Raw genomic sequence first — 15,611 nt, 5'->3', positions numbered from 1 at the left:
GAGCGGCGGCGAGGCAGCGCTGGCTGTCCACCACCGGCGTATTGCCATCCGGTCATCGGGCCCGTCTGCAGCGTGATATCGTTGACAATGTCATCGAGTTTTCCTGGGAAACTACCTGCACCGATGGGCGATACCCGACCCGGAAGCGACCTACGAAATTGCCGTAAGCGGCCATTCAAATTGCTGTCGTATGGTCGCTTATACTCTGTTGTCCACTACAAACGAAAGCCGCCCGCATGAGCCCGGTTCCACAAGATCCGCAAGCAGACTTTATAAGGCACTTGCAGTCTCGCTACGACCAGACAGGTCCAGGGTGTTTGCTTCCAGCACACGACTTCGAACGCTGGACCGAGATTGTCGGATCGACGAGGCGCGAGGCATAAAACGCGATAGCTCGCCAGCTCGCAGTTGGGTTTCACGAGGGCCGACTCCCCTTCTGGTTTTGTGACGCGGTAGCGGTCGCTGTAGTCGGTTTCGCGTATGACGATTTTGCCTCGCACGGAGAAGACGCTTGGCCCACATTCTTTAACGAAGTCTATTTAGCCTTCGACGCGGGCGAAGTTGGCCGAGCCGGAGAGGACCCCGTCGAGAAATACACACGGCCGATGATAGCGAAAATTTTCCACGAATTAGAAGACGGCACTGGATGACTGTTCCTGGCCGACCAGCGCCCCACGGCTGAGTTCGACAATCTCCTCGGGGGCGCGCCTCATGCAAATGGCATAACGCGACCCACTGCAGAGCTTCGAATTTCTCCGCTGCGGACGTTCGCGGAACAAGAATGCCCATGCGGCAGCAGTACAGCCCGTCCTTCGTGACGTCCGCTACCCCGTGCGGTATATCAGCCTTGTACTGACGAACCGAGAACGGGGGACAGAAGGCGGTCTCCATACGTTCGGATGACCTCGGAAATAATCACCTGATAGCCCGCCAACCAATTTGACTGCGCCGCTTTCGCCTCGATGTGCGCGGGATGCTGAATCAACGTTTGAAGCGCATCAAGCGATTCCCAGTAATACACGTTAGAGGTCAAACCAGTGGAAGCGTTTTCCCACACCTCCTCACCGATGTAGCCCGGTATTGTCCTGGCGGCTTCCGCGATCGTTCGATCAAGCCGATGAAATTCGTCGTCGAACTGCTTTGTAGCGAAGATAAACGTCGATGAGTACATGCAAGGAATTCGATATTGAGTCGACAGCCGGACGAACGGATTCAGATTTCGATTTCAATTGTCGTGGATTTACGGGGCCACGTCGAGTGACCGAAACTGGCCCGATCTGCGACGCCATCCGCAGCCATTGATCTCTCATGGCGTGCATTGCACCGCACAAGACGAAATCAACCGCGAAATGCGGGTACCCCGTTTTTCTTTGCCCGTCGGGCGGTGAGGTTCAAGCGCCACCTCGCCTCGCACGCACACGTACTTTGTGTGGCTGCCTGGGGGGTGTAGTTGAAATGCACCGATGTTCGTGAAGAGCAGCAAGATGCGAGACGACGAAGAAATGCCCAGGTGAAGATTGATCCGGACGCTGCATAAAGCAAAACGCCCACAGCAACCTGCTGTGGGCGTTTTGTTGCTTCCCGCGAGACAACCAGCCGGTCAAACCGCGACCGCGCTCAATGCATCTTCCGTCAGCCACACCGGTTCCGCCAGATCCTGCTCGTTGAGATTGAGACCCTCGCCGCCGCGATCGACCACGATGAAATCGCTCACGTCGCCCAGCGCGATCAGCGGATGGTGCCAGACGCCCTTCGCGTAATTCACGCCCTGCCACCCGCTCGTGACGAACGCGCGGATCCTCGACGGATCCAGTTCGCCGGCCGGCGCCACCACCACCAGATACGGCTTGTCGTTCAGCGGCACAAAAGCCTGGCTGCCGAGCGGATGCCGTTCGAGCATCTTCACTTCGAATGGCAGCGCGCGCGGCTGCCCGCGAAACAGATTGACGAGCGTGCGACCGCCCTCGTCCGTCACATCGACATGCGCGAGATCGTGATAGCGGATCGTCGTGCCGAGATTGATCGGAATCTGCTTTGCGCCTTCGAGTTCGATCACGTCGCCGAAAGGGGCGAACGCGGCGCGCGTCAACGGTTCGATGGCGAGCGTTTTCATTATGCGAGCGTGCCCCACAGACGCAGACGCGATACACCGCCGTCCGGAATGATATTGAAGCGCACGTGCGTGACCGGCCCGAGCGCCGCGACTTCGCTTTCGAAGTCATGCTGTTTGTCCATCTGCAGCTTCTGCTCGCCGAGCAGGACCGGCCAGAACATCGCCTGCGTGATGAGCGAGCTGTCCGTGCCGCCCGTCACATACGCGGCCTGAATCGAGCAGCGGTCGGGATAGTTGCCCTTGAAGTGCGCCGTGTCGACTTCGATCTTCCTGATGACGCCCGGTTGCGCAAGCGCCACGATCGCCCAGTCGTTGCCCGGCTCACGACGGCGGCGCGTTTCCCAGCCGTCGCCCATGTTCACGCCGCGGCCCGGCATCAGGATCGTCGACGCGGCGCCGAAGTGCTGGTTGTTGGCGGCCACGAGATACGCGCCGTTTTCCATCGCCGCCAGATCGAACTGTTCGGTGCGGCTTGCGCCCGCCCAGTCCACCTGCGGCTGGCCGTACACGCGCAGACGCGCGACGCCGCCATCAGGATAGATGTTGATGCGCAGATGCGTGAACGCATTCGCATCGGCGACGTCGACGTAGTGATGACTATTGCCCTGCAGCGACATCGACGGGACGATTTCGGTCCATTGGGTCGACTGGGACGGCGCGCTGTCCACCACCCGCGCTGCCTCGACGGAGGCCGCCGGCGGGAAGTTGCCGGTGAAATGGCTCGTATCGATGTCGAGGCCCTTGATCACGCCCGGGCGCGCCAGCTTCACGATGCACCAGTCGTAGCCGGTCGTGCGCTTGCGGCGCGTTTCCCAGCCGTCCATCCACTTGCCGTGATCGTCGTACTTGCCGGGAATGAAAACGGCCGGCTCCGGATTCAGCATGCGCTCCTTCGGCGCGAAGAAATCGTCGCTGGTTTCGAGCGCCTGTGCGCCCAGACGCGGATCCGCGAGGTTCACATAGCGGCGCGTGAATTCGGGCGCGTTGGGATCGAGAATCGGGAGTGCCATTGCTGTCTTCCTTTATGTCTGTGTAGCGGTTAGTGCAAAAACGCTTGATTGCCGGCGACGCGACGTCGAACCCCTTGACGGCTTACGCGTCGATCAGGTCGTCGAGCCTGAAGCGTGCGATGCGGTAGATCTGGTCGAGGCTCGCGCGCAGTTCGTCCGCGCGGCTGTTATTCACGCGTGCCTCGAAGTTCGCGATGATGCCGTGGCGATCGTAGCCGCGCACCGCGAGAATGAACGGAAAGCCGAACTTCCCGCGATAGGCTTCATTCAGGCGCAACAGCTTGTCGAATTCTTCCTGCGTGCATTGAGCAAGGCCTGCGCCGCTCTGCTCGCGCGTCGACTCGGCCGTGAGTTCGCCGCGCACCGCCGCCTTGCCGGCCAGTTCCGGGTGGGCGTTGATCAGCGCCAGCTGCTTTTCTTCGCCTGCCGTTTCGACGATGTTCGACATCGTGTGATGCAGCGCGTCGATGCTCGCGTAAGGCCGCTGTGCAGCGGCCACTTCGGCGACCCACGGCGAATGCTCGAAAATGCCCGACAGCGCCGCGACGAACGCGTCGGCCGAAATGTGGTTCAGTTGATCCAGGGTGTATTGCATGGCCTTCATGCCGCTGCCCCGCGGTTATCCTGTTGATAGGGATGGTGTTCGCGCCAGTGCCGCGCGATGTCGACACGGCGCGTCACCCAGACGCGATCGTGCTGTTCGATATGGTCGAGAAAACGTTGCAGCGCGCGGAAGCGCCCAGGCCGTCCGAGCAGACGGCAGTGCATGCCGATCGACAGCATCTTCGGCGCCTCGTCGCCTTCTTCGTAAAGCACGTCGAACGCGTCGCGCAGATAGGTGAAGAAATGATCCGCCGTATTGAAGCCTTGCGGGCTCGCGAAACGCATGTCGTTGGTATCGAGCGTGTACGGCACGATCAGTTGCGGCGACTTCGCGCCGCCCGTCACCTCGACGTCCATCCAGAACGGCAGATCGTCGCCGTAGTAGTCGGAGTCGTACAGGAAGCCGCCATATTCGGCGACCAGACGATGCGTATTCGGGCTGTCGCGCCCGGTGTACCAGCCGAGCGGACGCTGGCCGGTCACACGCTCGATCGCTTCCATGCCGAGGCGCATGTGCTCGGCTTCCTTCTCCGGCGCCATGTCCTGATAGTGGATCCAGCGATAGCCATGACACGCGATCTCGTGGCCCAGTTCGACGAACGCGCGCGCGACTTCGGGATTGCGCTCGATGGCCATGCCGACACCAAAAACGGTCAGCGGCAAAGCGCGCTTCTCGAACTCGCGCAGGATGCGCCAGACGCCCGCGCGCGAGCCGTATTCGTAGATCGACTCCATGCTCATGTGGCGCGCCGGAAAAGCAGCCGCGCCGACAATCTCCGACAGGAACTGCTCCGAGCCCGGGTCGCCATGCAGGACACAGTTCTCGCCGCCCTCTTCATAGTTGAGCACGAACTGCACGGCGACGCGGGCGCGTCCTGGCCAGTTCGCCTGCACCGGATGGCGGCCGTAGCCGATCAGATCGCGTGGATAGTTCGAATCGAATGACATGATTTGACGAAAGCTGCTGGGTGACCGGATGACAGGCTGGAACTCGCGCTGGCGGCAGCGGAGAACGGCCGGAAAGCCGTCTGATCGTCGCCATGCCGGGCCGATTCCAGGACCAGGCCAGTGTAGCGAAAACACCCGGGTGCGCCCATACACCCGGGCAGATAGTGCAAGTCAGACGGAATGTATATGCGTCGTCGCCACAGGCAGCGTTTCGGTGCCCGCAGCGCCAGCGTTTACCCCTGGCCGGCCCGCTTCGGTGACCGCCAGGCCGCCGCCGGGAACCGCCGTCTTCGGTGCGCCGTCGCTTTCGTCTGTCGGGCTGAATCGCTCGAACGCACCGTCGTAGCGCTTCGCCAGCGGCCGCGCGTAATCGCCGCGCTTCGCGGTGCCAAGACGTAGCGAAACCAGCGCCTCGACCCATTTCACCGCCGCCGTCACGCCCTCGACCACGGGCGCGCCCAGCGCATCCTCGATTTCCGCGCACAGTTCGGCCATTCCCGCGCAACCGAGCACGATGGCGTCGGAGCCGTCCTCGTCGAGCGCCCGGCGGCATTCGTCGAGGATGATCCGGCGCGCCGCCGAGCCGGGACGGTCGAGTTCGAGCACGGCGACATCGGTGGCGCGGACGTTGCGACAGAAGCGCTTCATCCCGTACCGCTCGGCGAGGTGCCAGGCCATGCCGCAGGTCCGCGACAGCGTCGTGACCACTGAAAAGCCCGGCGCCAGCACACTGGCTGCGTGCATCGCGGCTTCGGCAATGCCGATGACCGGTCCGCGCGCCAGCTCGCGTGCCGCATACAGGCCAGGGTCGCCGAAACATGCGATCACGTAGCCGTCGCAGCCTTCGCGTTCACCTGCGGCAACCTCGGCGAGCAGGCCCGGCGTCGCGAGCGCTTCGTCGTAATAGCCTTCGATCGAAGGCGGCCCCATGGCCGGGCTGACCGCGATCAGCTCGGTGCCGGGCGCGACGACGTTGCGCGCGCAACGCCCCATCGCGTCGGTCATCCGTTGTGTCGTGTTGGGGTTGATCAGCTTGATACGCATATCGACTCCTTGCGCTGTCACTTGCGCACAAGTGCGCGATAGAACCCGGCGCCGAGCAGCGCACCGATGAACCATGAGAAATTGGCCATGCCGTTCAGCGAGGGCACCATCACGCAGATGACGGCAATCGCGGCAGCCGGCAGCAACGCGGCGACGGCCCTGTAGTTGACGCCGTTGCGATACCAGTACGCGCCGCGTTCGGACATCGTGTACAGATCGTCCTGCACGATATTCTGACGCTTCACGAGATAGAAATCGACGATCAGCACACCATACAACGGTCCGATGAAACTGCCGAGCACATCGAGCGTGTAGTGGATCACTGCGGGGTTGTTGAAGAGGTTCCACGGCGTGATGAAGATCGAAGCCACCGCCGCCAGCATACCGCCTGCACGCCAGCTGATGAGACGCGGCGCGACATTCGAAAAGTCGAAGGCCGGCGACACGAAGTTCGCCACGATGTTGATGCCGATCGTTGCGATGGTGAACGTGAGCGCACCGAGAATCACGGCCAGCGGATAGTCGATGCGGCCAACGGTTTCGACCGGATCGGTGATCAGTTCGCCGAACACGGGCAGCGTCGCGGCCGTCGTGATGACCGTCACCAGCGAGAACGCAAGGAAGTTGACCGGCAGGCCCCAGAAGTTGCCGCGCTTCACGCTGCGAAAGCTCTTGCCGTAGCGCGAGAAGTCGCCGAAATTCAGCATCGGCCCCGAGAAATACGACACGACCAGCGAGATCGCCGTGATCATCACCGGCACCACCTGGAGCCCGTGATACTTCACGCCGCCGAGATTGATGCCGATGTTGCGCCAGCCTGCGCGCCACACCATGTAGCCGGCGAGGATGAACATCACCACGTACACGGCGGGGCCCGCGAAGTCGATGAACTTCTTGATCGTCTCCATGCCGTGCCAGAACACCAGCGCCTGAAGCACCCAGAGCAGCATGAAGCCGGCCCAGCCGACCGTCGACAGCCCCATGAAGCCGTGATGATGGACGTCCGCATACGGCATCAGCTGCGGCATGAATTTGAGCACGACGATGACGAGCGCACTCGACGCCAGATAGGTCTGGATGCCATACCACGCCACGGCGATCAGCCCGCGAATCACAGCCGGCACATTCGCACCGAGCACACCGAAAGTCGCGCGGCACGCGACCGGATACGGCACGCCGTTCAGCTGGCTTGGCTTCGCGATCAGGTTGCACAGCACGTTGACGATGCCGATGCCGACGAGGAGCGCAATCAGCACCTGCCAGCTCGTCAGACCGAGCGCGAAAAGACTCCCTGCGAACACATAGCCGCCGACGCTGTGCACGTCCGACATCCAGAACGCGAAGATGTTGTACGCGCTCCACGTCTGTTGATGCAGCGGCGCGAGATCTTCGTTGTAAAGGCGCTCGCTGTAGCCGGCCGGCAACGACGGGTTGCCGACAGCGGCGCTTTCGTCGAATGCGGGAATGGCGGGATTGCCCGGTGTTGCACTGAACTGAGCCATGACTCCTCCTTGAAGGGAAACCGTCGAACGCTAGAACGATGCATATCTGCATCCCACATGGCAGGCGTGCCGGTCGGGGATCGACCCAGCCGAAAGTGCCGTTACATGCAGGCGCCGCGGTTGTCTCCGTACTTACGTACTTGTGGTTGTCGCCCGGGACGAGAGCCGCGGGCTCTTGCCGGAACGTTGTCGCGGATACGGCGCCACCCGATGGCAGGCCGCTTTGTGGCTGCGTCCCCGCTTCATAGCGGGTCCGCAATCGCGAGCATTCGATTCAGTGTCAGTTCACATTCAGTGCGGCGCGCAACAGTCGTGAGCGCCCTGATGCCATGCTTCAGGCCGGCGCGGATTTGCCTGTGCGCGCGGCGAATACTTCGTGCAGATCGGCCGCGCCGTGCGCAGGCCGGTCGAGCATTTTCAGTTCGACGCTTTGCAGGTGGCGCGACATCAGCGCCGCGGCCTCCTTTGCGTTGCCGGCGTCGAGCGCGGCAAGAATGGCTTCGTGATCCTCGAACGAACACGGGCTGCGTCCGAGCGATTCGTACAACGCCGAGATCAGCGTGGAACGCGCGACAAGTCCGCCCAGGCACTCACACAACACCGTGTTGCCGGTCAGCGAAGCCAGCTCCGTATGAAACTCGCCCGACAGACGGATCCATGCCGGAAAATCGCGCGTCTCAAACGCCTTGCGCTCACGCCCGATCATGCCGCCGATGCTCTTCAGCCGACGGGTACCGGGGCCGGCGCAGATCTTCTCGACCACGGCAAGTTCGATGATGCGGCGCATCTCGAACACCTCGTGGACTTCCTGCAGCGACGGACTCGCCACGAACGCGCCGCGATTCGGCTCGAGATCGACGAGCCGGTCGGTCGCAAGCTGGGCAAGCGCCTGACGGATCGGGCCGCGCTTCACGCCGAACACTTCGCATAGCTGCGCTTCGGTCAGCTTGGCGCCCGGCGAAAGCCGGTGCTCGAGGATCGCGGCGCGGATGCGCTCGGCAATCGCTTCGGGTTTGGTGCTCGTCGATGAGGCGGAAGGTTTCTCGGACATGATGGGCGTGTCGTTATGAAGGTCATCTTAGGATGGACATAAAAATTGTCAACAATTTTTATCGTGAATTTCGACAATCGGAAGCGGGCGAGCATGGTGTCGTGACGTCGACGGCCGACTGGATGGGCTTCTGACACGCCTGTGGCGCATTCAAAGAGGAGAAACGGTGTCGTCAGTTGCCGGACATTTTGTCAACAAACACTGGATAAACCGCAGCGTATCGGAATCTGTAGTCGCGCGAAATGGCCGACCGTTAGTTGCGTTATGTCGGCTAAAAATAAAGCGGGCAAGGCCCGCTCCACCCTGCCCACCTCAACTCAGATGCAGATGTCCTGACACGGTCAACCGGAAACCGTGCGCGTCGGCCTCGAGGTGCGCATCGGCACCCACCGGCAACGTCACCATATCTTCGACATGACCGAACGGGATTCCCGTGATCACCGGAATCCCCACCACCGAACGGACCTGGTCGATCACCGCGCGCAGGTCGTAACCGTTGTCGTAGTCATACACCTTGCTGCCGGAAAAATCTCCCAGGATGATTGCCTGCTGACGCGCGAGAATGCCCGCCAGATGGAGTTGATAGATCATCCGTTCGATACGGAAAGGCTGTTCGTTGACGTCTTCGAGAAAGAGGATGCCGTTTTCCACGGGTGGCATGTACGGTGTGCCGACGAGCGACGCCATCACCGCCAGGTTGCCGCCCCACAGCACGCCGCTGACATTGGCGGACTGCGCCTGGGGCACACGGATCGTCAGTGTGAAGGTCGGGGTCGTCAGCGCTTCCCAGAAATGCTTCATCGTGAAGTCGCTCAACTCATCGGCGCCGAAATCGCTCATCAGCATCGGGCCGCCGAACGTCTTCAGGCCGGCGCGCGCCAGCAAAGCCATCTGGATCGCCGTGAAGTCACTGTGGCCGACAAACGCCACGGGCCTATCCGTCAGGCGCCGCTGCAAGCCCTCGTAGTCGAGCCCGTGCAGAATGCGCACGGCGCCGTAACCGCCCCGGACGGCCAGCACGATATCCGGCAACGGCTTCGACGGATCCGCGAGGTGGTTCAGTTCGGCCGCGCGCTCGCCATCGGTGCCCGCGAAGCGCTGGTAGCGCCGCTCGGTTGCGAGCACACCCGTGACGCGGTGCCCCTGAGCGTGCAGGCGCCCCAGCGCGCGATGAATGACGGTTGGATCGTGAGGGTAGCCCGAAGGCGCGATCAGTTCGATGGTGCGATGCGCGATCATAAGCAGTAGGTCCGGACGGTCTGATTATCGAGGTTCAGATGCGTGCGACGCTGGCAATCCCGGCGCTTCGGACGCGGCGCCCGCAGCAGCCGCGCGCGCTTCCCGGCTGGCGCGCCGCCGGTCCGCGAAGAAGGCTTTGAGCGCCGCCCCGCATTCGTCTTCGAGCACGCCTCCGACCACGGTCGTGTGATGGTTCAACTGCGGATTGGCGAAGGCATCGACGACGCTGCCGCACGCACCTGTCTTCGGGTCTCGTGCGCCGAATACGACGCGCGCGATCCGCGCATGCATGATCGCGCCGGCGCACATCAGGCACGGTTCGAGTGTGACATAGAGTTCGCAGCCCGGCAGGCGATAGTTTCCGAGCTTTTGTGCGGCGGCCCTCAGTGCCGCCATCTCGGCATGCGCGGAGGGATCGTGCGCGCCGATCGGGTGATTGAATCCGCTGGCGATCACTTCGTCGCCACGCACGAGCACCGCGCCGACCGGCACTTCGCCCGCCGCTCTCGCCTGTTCCGCGGCAGCCTGCGCGAGCAGCATGAAACGCCGTTCGCGCTCGGTGACGGACAAGCCGGAAGGAGGCGCGTTCACTGCTGTCCTGCCTCGCCTGCGCCTGTGTCCGCGCCGGCGGTGCGCTCCGAAAGCCGCTCGGCGATGCGCCGGCAATATTCGCGCGGCACGACCATCGGGCCGCCACGCAGCGATTCAAGCGCCATGTCGAGCGCCAGCATCTTTGCCTGAAGGCGGCAGCGCGTGGCGCGGTCGCTGACGGCATTCAGTTCGTTCTGCAGGTCGCGCAGCGCCCGCAGCTGTTCGACTGCCGGCGGCACGAAGCCGGCATTCTTCAGTATCCGGTTGGCCACGCGCACCTCCTCGGGGACGAGCACGTCGTCATCGAGATCCAGCGGCAGGTCGGCACCCGGCAAATCGTCGAACGCGCCGCGAGCGGCTGCGGCGGCGATACGCTGTTCGACCAATGCATCAAGCAATTTCATCTGCAATCCAACACGTTGCGGCCCCGGCATTCTATCAGGGGCTGTCGCGAAATTCCGGCTGCCGACCTGACGGGTTCTTCGGTTGTGGGCGCAACGACGTAATTTTTCTGAAAGATTCGCCAGGGAGGCGCTATTGTCCGCCACAGGACGTATCGCCTTCCGGGCAATGCAGTTGCCCATCGAGAAGCTTCGTCTGGGTCTGCGTCAACTGGTCGAGGCATCGCGTGCAGGCCATCGGATGGACACTGCCGTCGGCGCTGCCAGGCGTGTTGAAGCGGCACTGGGCGTCGCGCCAGCTCACCCATGCCCGCTGCGCTTTCTGGAGCTTGTCGCACCCGGCCTAGCTGGTTTTGGCGGACAGCGCGCGATACGTTTCGTTGAGTTTCCTGTCGGAGACTTTAAAGTCCCGCTCGGCGCAGACGTTCATGCTCGCCTGATCCAGCGGATTCCTGCAATCGACATCGGCGGCAAGCGCCAGTCCGCCCGACATCAGCAGCGGGACGGCGATCAGGAAGCGTCGGCGCATTGCATTCACTCCGTGGATTTGTTTTCGACAATGGCATCGGGTCCGTGCGTTCGCCCTACTGCGTCTGGTGCGCCGCGTTCAGCTTGCGCCATAGCGTGGTCTTGCTGATACCAAGCGCCTTGCAGACCGCGTCGCGATCGCCGCTGCACGCGGCCAGCGCGGCACGGATTTCGTCCGCCTCGACGTGACGGCTACGCTCGCGCAACGTCAGCGCTTCCTTCTGCCCGCGTGCAAACGGCTCGAACAATTCCGGCGCGATCGTGCGCAGCACGTCGCGAGTGAGCGCGCCGTCGCCTCCATCGTCCGTGTCCACATCCGCCAGTTCGACGGCGATCCGTTCGATCACGTTCTGCAATTCACGCACATTGCCTGGCCACGTGTAGCGGCGCAATGGATCGCTGATGCCGTCAAGCACGCGGGCAGCATCATTCGCATTGCGGATGCGCGCCGCGAGCCGTGACTCGCGTCTTGCTGCCTGCAGCAGCAGTTCGCTGGCAAGCGGCATCAGATCGGCCGGCCGCTCGCGCAGCGGCGGCAGCGCGATGCTCAGGATGTTGAGCCGATAAAACAGATCGGCGCGAAAGGTACCTGCCTCGACGCCCTCGGTCAGCGCACGATGTGTCGCAGCGACGACGCGTATATCGACCCGTGTCGGCTCCGTCGAGCCGAGCCGCACCACTTCGCGCTCCTGCAGCACACGCAGCAGACGGCTTTGCAGCGGCAATGGCATCTCGCCGATTTCATCGAGAAAGAGCGTACCGCGATGGGCCGCTTCGATCAGCCCCGCCTTGCCGCCCTTGCGCGCACCGGTAAACGCCCCCTCTTCATAGCCGAACAGCTCGCTTTCGAGCAAGGCCTCGGGAAACGCGCCGCAATTGATCGCGACAAAAGCGAAGTCGCGCCGCGCGCTCAGGTGATGCATGCTCTGCGCGACCATCTCCTTGCCGGTCCCGCTTTCGCCGAGGATCAGCACCGTCGCGTCCGATTTCGCATAGCGCCGCACGAGCGTGCGCACCCGCTCGATCTGCGCGCATTCGCCGACCAGATCGTCGAGCCGGTAACGCGCGGTGAACTGCTGCGCACGCTGTCTCGAGCGCAACGTACGGTCGAGGCGCTCGACCGCGCGCGACTCCTGAAACGTCAGCACGGTGCCCGCCGCCGCGCCGTTGCCCGCCAGCGGCCCGCGATGCACGACATAGCTCACACCGCGTACCGACCCGGGCGCATCGCCGTCGGCGTCCGGCAATGCGTCGGCGATATCGGGCGCGAGTTCGATGAGCGGCCGGCCCACGGCGTTCGCCGTGTCGATGCCAAGCACGGTGGCGAGACGCTGGTTGATCGCTTCGACCCGCCCTTGCGCATCGAGCGCGACGACGCCATCGCGCATGTGTTGCAGCAGATTGTCGAGCCGTTGACGGCGCACCGCTTCGCCGCGGGTCGCCTGGGCGACGTCGAGCGCCGTATCGAACGCGGCACGCACCGAGGCGCGCGAATAAAGAAACACCGCCGCCATGCCGGCGCGAGCGGCAAGATCGGTCACAAGCCCCGGTCCGACGACCGCTTCCACGCCCCGATCACGCAGATCGAGCACACAACTCTCGGCGTCCTGAGCGGACTGATAAGAAGCGAACACGACATCGATGCCATACGCAGCAGTGAAGCGCCGGACTTCTTCAGGCGTTTCGCCATGCGTGACGAGGGCCACCGACGCCGCGTCGCGTCGCGCCCGCGCCAGCGCGTGCATCACGTCGAAACCGGTCGGGTTGATCTGCACGACAGGCACCGTGGCGCGTGTCTTCAGATACGCGCCGTTCGAGCCGCCCGCGACGACCACATCAGGGCGCGCCTCACCCGCCGCGACGATCTCGCGCACCGCCTCCTCGAAGCCGACCGACACGACGCGCAGGTTGGCGCGCCCGTCGTACTCGCCCGAAATGTCGAAAAACAGGTCGCGCAGACGGCTGATGCCGACCGCCCAGATACGGGGGCGCTGACTGGGGTCTGTTGGTTGGGTGCTCAAGGGATAGCGGCTCGCTGCCTGGATCATCGAATCCACCTATTATGCCCATATCATCTCAAATACGAAATAGAAAATTTCATTTTTGAAATTTCACGAATCCGCCTGGTTCCCCGATCCCCCGCCAAATCAGTCACTTAGCCCCGTCACCATGACTGGCCCGCTTTTTGCAGTATGAAGACTCGTTACTACAGGAGACGCAATTGACTACAGCCAGACAACAGCCCGCCAGTGCCGGCGCGAAGTTTCGCGTCGCGGTGGCCGAAGGACAGCCTTTGCAGGTGGTCGGCGCCATCACCGCCTATGCCGCGAAAATGGCCGAGGCCGTCGGCTTCAAGGCCGTGTATCTGTCGGGCGGCGGCGTTGCCGCCAATTCGCTCGGCATTCCCGATCTCGGCATCAGCACGATGGACGACGTGCTGACCGACGCGCGCCGCATCACGGACGCCACGAATCTGCCGCTGCTCGTCGATATCGATACCGGCTGGGGCGGCGCGTTCAATATCGCGCGCACGGTCCGCTCGTTCATCAAGGCGGGCGTTGCCGCCGTGCATCTCGAAGACCAGGTGGGCCAGAAGCGTTGCGGCCACCGCCCGGGCAAGGAAGTCGTGCCCACCGACGAAATGGTCGACCGCGTGAAAGCCGCCGTCGATGCCCGCACGGACGACCAGTTCGTGATCATGGCGCGCACCGACGCCGCCGCGGCCGAAGGCATCGATGCCGCCATCGAACGCGCGGTGGCCTATGTCGAAGCCGGGGCGGACATGATCTTCCCCGAGGCCATGAAGTCGCTCGACGACTATCGCCGCTTCAAGGCCGCGGTCAAGGTGCCGATCCTCGCGAACCTGACCGAATTCGGCTCGACGCCCTTCTTCACAGTGGACGAACTGCGGGACGCGAACGTCGATATCGCGTTGTACTGCTGCGGCGCCTATCGCGCGATGAACGCGGCGGCGCTCAATTTCTATCAGACGGTGATGCGCGACGGCACGCAGAAAGCGGCCGTCGAAACGATGCAATCGCGCGCCGACCTCTATCAATATCTTGGCTATCACGCGTACGAAGACAAGCTCGACGCGCTGTTCGCCGCGAAAAAGTAATTCCCGCAGTTGGAGACGACATCATGAGCGAAGCAGACAACAACACGCCGGCCACCGGCGCATTCAAACCGAAGAAATCCGTGGCGCTGTCGGGCGTGACGGCGGGCAATACGGCCCTGTGCACGGTCGGCAAGACCGGCAACGACCTGCACTATCGTGGCTACGACATTCTCGATATCGCGACGACCTGCGAATTCGAAGAGATCGCCTATCTGCTCGTACACGAAAAGCTGCCGACGCAGGCCGAACTCACCGCCTACAAGCGGAAGCTGAAGGCACTGCGCGGCCTGCCCGCGAACCTGAAAGCCGCGCTCGAATGGATCCCGGCGTCGGCGCATCCGATGGATGTGATGCGCACCGGCGTCTCCGTGCTCGGCACCGTGCTGCCCGAGAAAGACGACCACAGCCTGCCCGGCGCGCGCGATATCGCCGACCGGCTGATGGCCTCGCTCGGCTCGATGCTGCTCTACTGGTATCACTACTCGCACAACGGCCGGCGCATCGAAGTCGAAACCGACGACGATTCGATTGGCGGCCACTTCCTGCATCTGCTGCACGGTGTCGAACCGTCGAAGTCGTGGGTCGACGCGATGCACACGTCGCTGAACCTGTACGCCGAACACGAATTCAACGCGTCGACGTTCACCGGCCGCGTGATCGCGGGCACGGGCTCGGACATCTATTCGGCGATCACCGGCGCGATCGGTGCGCTGCGCGGCCCGAAGCACGGCGGCGCCAACGAAGCCGCGTTCGAGATCCAGTCGCGCTACCAGACGCCCGATGAGGCCGAAGCCGACATCCGCCGCCGCGTCGAGAACAAGGAAGTGGTGATCGGTTTCGGTCACCCGGTCTACACGATTTCCGATCCGCGCAACAAGGTGATCAAGGAAGTCGCGAAGAGCCTCTCGAAAGAAGCATCGAACACGAAGATGTTCGATATCGCCGAGCGCCTCGAATCCGTGATGTGGGACGCGAAGAAGATGTTCCCGAACCTCGACTGGTTCAGCGCCGTGTCGTATCACATGATGGGCGTGCCGACCGCGATGTTCACGCCGCTCTTCGTCATCTCACGCACGTCCGGCTGGGCCGCGCACATCATCGAGCAGCGCGTCGACAACAAGATCATCCGACCGAGCGCGAACTACACGGGCCCGGACGATCTACCGTTCGTGCCGCTCGCGAAGCGTCGCTGAATGGCCCCTGTTTCATCTCCATCGCGAGCAACGAGAGCGCTGCGATGGAGTTAGGCCCTGGCTCGGGCTACCCGCGAGCCAGGGTCGCTTTTTGCACGACAGCGGCCAGCCCGATCCAGATAGCGTTCCCGTCGAATTCGGCGCCCGGTTGCTGAAACAGCAGATCGACGGCACGCTCGCGCGCTAAACTGCTCGAGACGGCCTGAAACGACCTGAAACGGTCTGATCGACACGCCAGATTGCGGACTCGATGCGCGCTCCTGGCCGGCG

The 15,611-nt window shown here is 63.1% G+C and carries 14 protein-coding genes and 1 pseudogene; 2 read left to right on the top strand and 13 right to left on the bottom strand.

The window, feature by feature from the left end; translation table 11 throughout:
* Window positions 1-841 precede the first annotated feature (841 nt).
* From P3T23_RS42450 to prpR, 13 genes and pseudogenes are all read right to left on the bottom strand, one after another.
* Window positions 842-1,171 (bottom strand): antibiotic biosynthesis monooxygenase family protein, encoded by a 330-nt coding sequence (locus P3T23_RS42450; RefSeq protein WP_429322032.1) that lies wholly within the window; start codon window positions 1,169-1,171, stop codon window positions 842-844.
* 429 nt (window positions 1,172-1,600) lie between these two features.
* Window positions 1,601-2,113 (bottom strand): ureidoglycolate lyase, encoded by a 513-nt coding sequence (locus tag P3T23_RS42445; RefSeq protein WP_429322031.1) that lies wholly within the window; start codon window positions 2,111-2,113, stop codon window positions 1,601-1,603.
* On the bottom strand, window positions 2,113-3,123 hold the full coding sequence (gene alc, locus P3T23_RS42440) for an allantoicase (protein ID WP_429322030.1): 1,011 nt from the start codon (window positions 3,121-3,123) through the stop codon (window positions 2,113-2,115). The genes P3T23_RS42445 and alc overlap by 1 nt, the downstream gene beginning before the upstream one ends.
* Before the next feature lie 82 nt (window positions 3,124-3,205).
* A complete protein-coding gene (gene uraD / locus P3T23_RS42435; protein WP_429322029.1) occupies window positions 3,206-3,727 on the bottom strand; it encodes a 2-oxo-4-hydroxy-4-carboxy-5-ureidoimidazoline decarboxylase in 522 nt (173 codons plus the stop codon).
* Window positions 3,724-4,674, bottom strand: coding sequence for an allantoinase PuuE (gene puuE / locus P3T23_RS42430; protein ID WP_429322028.1), 951 nt, complete (start codon window positions 4,672-4,674; stop codon window positions 3,724-3,726). The genes uraD and puuE overlap by 4 nt, the downstream gene beginning before the upstream one ends.
* 171 nt (window positions 4,675-4,845) lie before the next feature.
* Entirely contained in the window at window positions 4,846-5,718 is an 873-nt protein-coding gene (locus P3T23_RS42425; protein ID WP_429322027.1) for an aspartate/glutamate racemase family protein, read from the bottom strand.
* Between the two features lie 17 nt (window positions 5,719-5,735).
* The gene (locus P3T23_RS42420; RefSeq protein ID WP_429322026.1) at window positions 5,736-7,220 is read right to left on the bottom strand and encodes an NCS1 family nucleobase:cation symporter-1; all 1,485 of its coding nucleotides are present in this window, start codon (window positions 7,218-7,220) and stop codon (window positions 5,736-5,738) included.
* A 334-nt stretch (window positions 7,221-7,554) separates the two neighbouring features.
* Entirely contained in the window at window positions 7,555-8,271 is a 717-nt protein-coding gene (locus P3T23_RS42415) for a GntR family transcriptional regulator (protein ID WP_429322025.1), read from the bottom strand.
* Window positions 8,272-8,583: 312 nt separating this feature from the next.
* Window positions 8,584-9,510, bottom strand: a complete 927-nt coding sequence (ldcA, locus tag P3T23_RS42410) for a muramoyltetrapeptide carboxypeptidase (RefSeq protein WP_429322024.1) — start codon at window positions 9,508-9,510, stop codon at window positions 8,584-8,586.
* 24 nt (window positions 9,511-9,534) lie between these two features.
* Window positions 9,535-10,101, bottom strand: coding sequence for a tRNA adenosine(34) deaminase TadA (gene tadA, locus P3T23_RS42405; protein WP_429322023.1), 567 nt, complete (start codon window positions 10,099-10,101; stop codon window positions 9,535-9,537).
* A complete protein-coding gene (locus tag P3T23_RS42400; RefSeq protein ID WP_429322022.1) occupies window positions 10,098-10,505 on the bottom strand; it encodes a DnaJ family domain-containing protein in 408 nt (135 codons plus the stop codon). Before P3T23_RS42400 ends, tadA begins: the two co-directional genes overlap by 4 nt.
* Before the next feature lie 130 nt (window positions 10,506-10,635).
* Window positions 10,636-10,932, bottom strand: a pseudogene (locus tag P3T23_RS42395) (lysozyme inhibitor LprI family protein).
* A gap of 154 nt (window positions 10,933-11,086) precedes the next feature.
* Window positions 11,087-13,078, bottom strand: coding sequence for a propionate catabolism operon regulatory protein PrpR (prpR, locus tag P3T23_RS42390; protein ID WP_429322021.1), 1,992 nt, complete (start codon window positions 13,076-13,078; stop codon window positions 11,087-11,089).
* Between the two features lie 173 nt (window positions 13,079-13,251).
* Between prpR and prpB the strand changes: the two genes are divergently transcribed.
* On the top strand, window positions 13,252-14,148 hold the full coding sequence (gene prpB / locus P3T23_RS42385) for a methylisocitrate lyase (RefSeq protein ID WP_429322020.1): 897 nt from the start codon (window positions 13,252-13,254) through the stop codon (window positions 14,146-14,148).
* Between the two features lie 23 nt (window positions 14,149-14,171).
* Entirely contained in the window at window positions 14,172-15,341 is a 1,170-nt protein-coding gene (gene prpC / locus P3T23_RS42380) for a bifunctional 2-methylcitrate synthase/citrate synthase (protein ID WP_429322019.1), read from the top strand.
* Window positions 15,342-15,611: the final 270 nt, after the last annotated feature.

The sequence above is a fragment of the Paraburkholderia sp. GAS448 genome (assembly GCF_050435685.1).
Lineage (GTDB): Bacteria > Pseudomonadota > Gammaproteobacteria > Burkholderiales > Burkholderiaceae > Paraburkholderia.
This window is presented reverse-complemented; position numbering and strand designations above follow the sequence as displayed.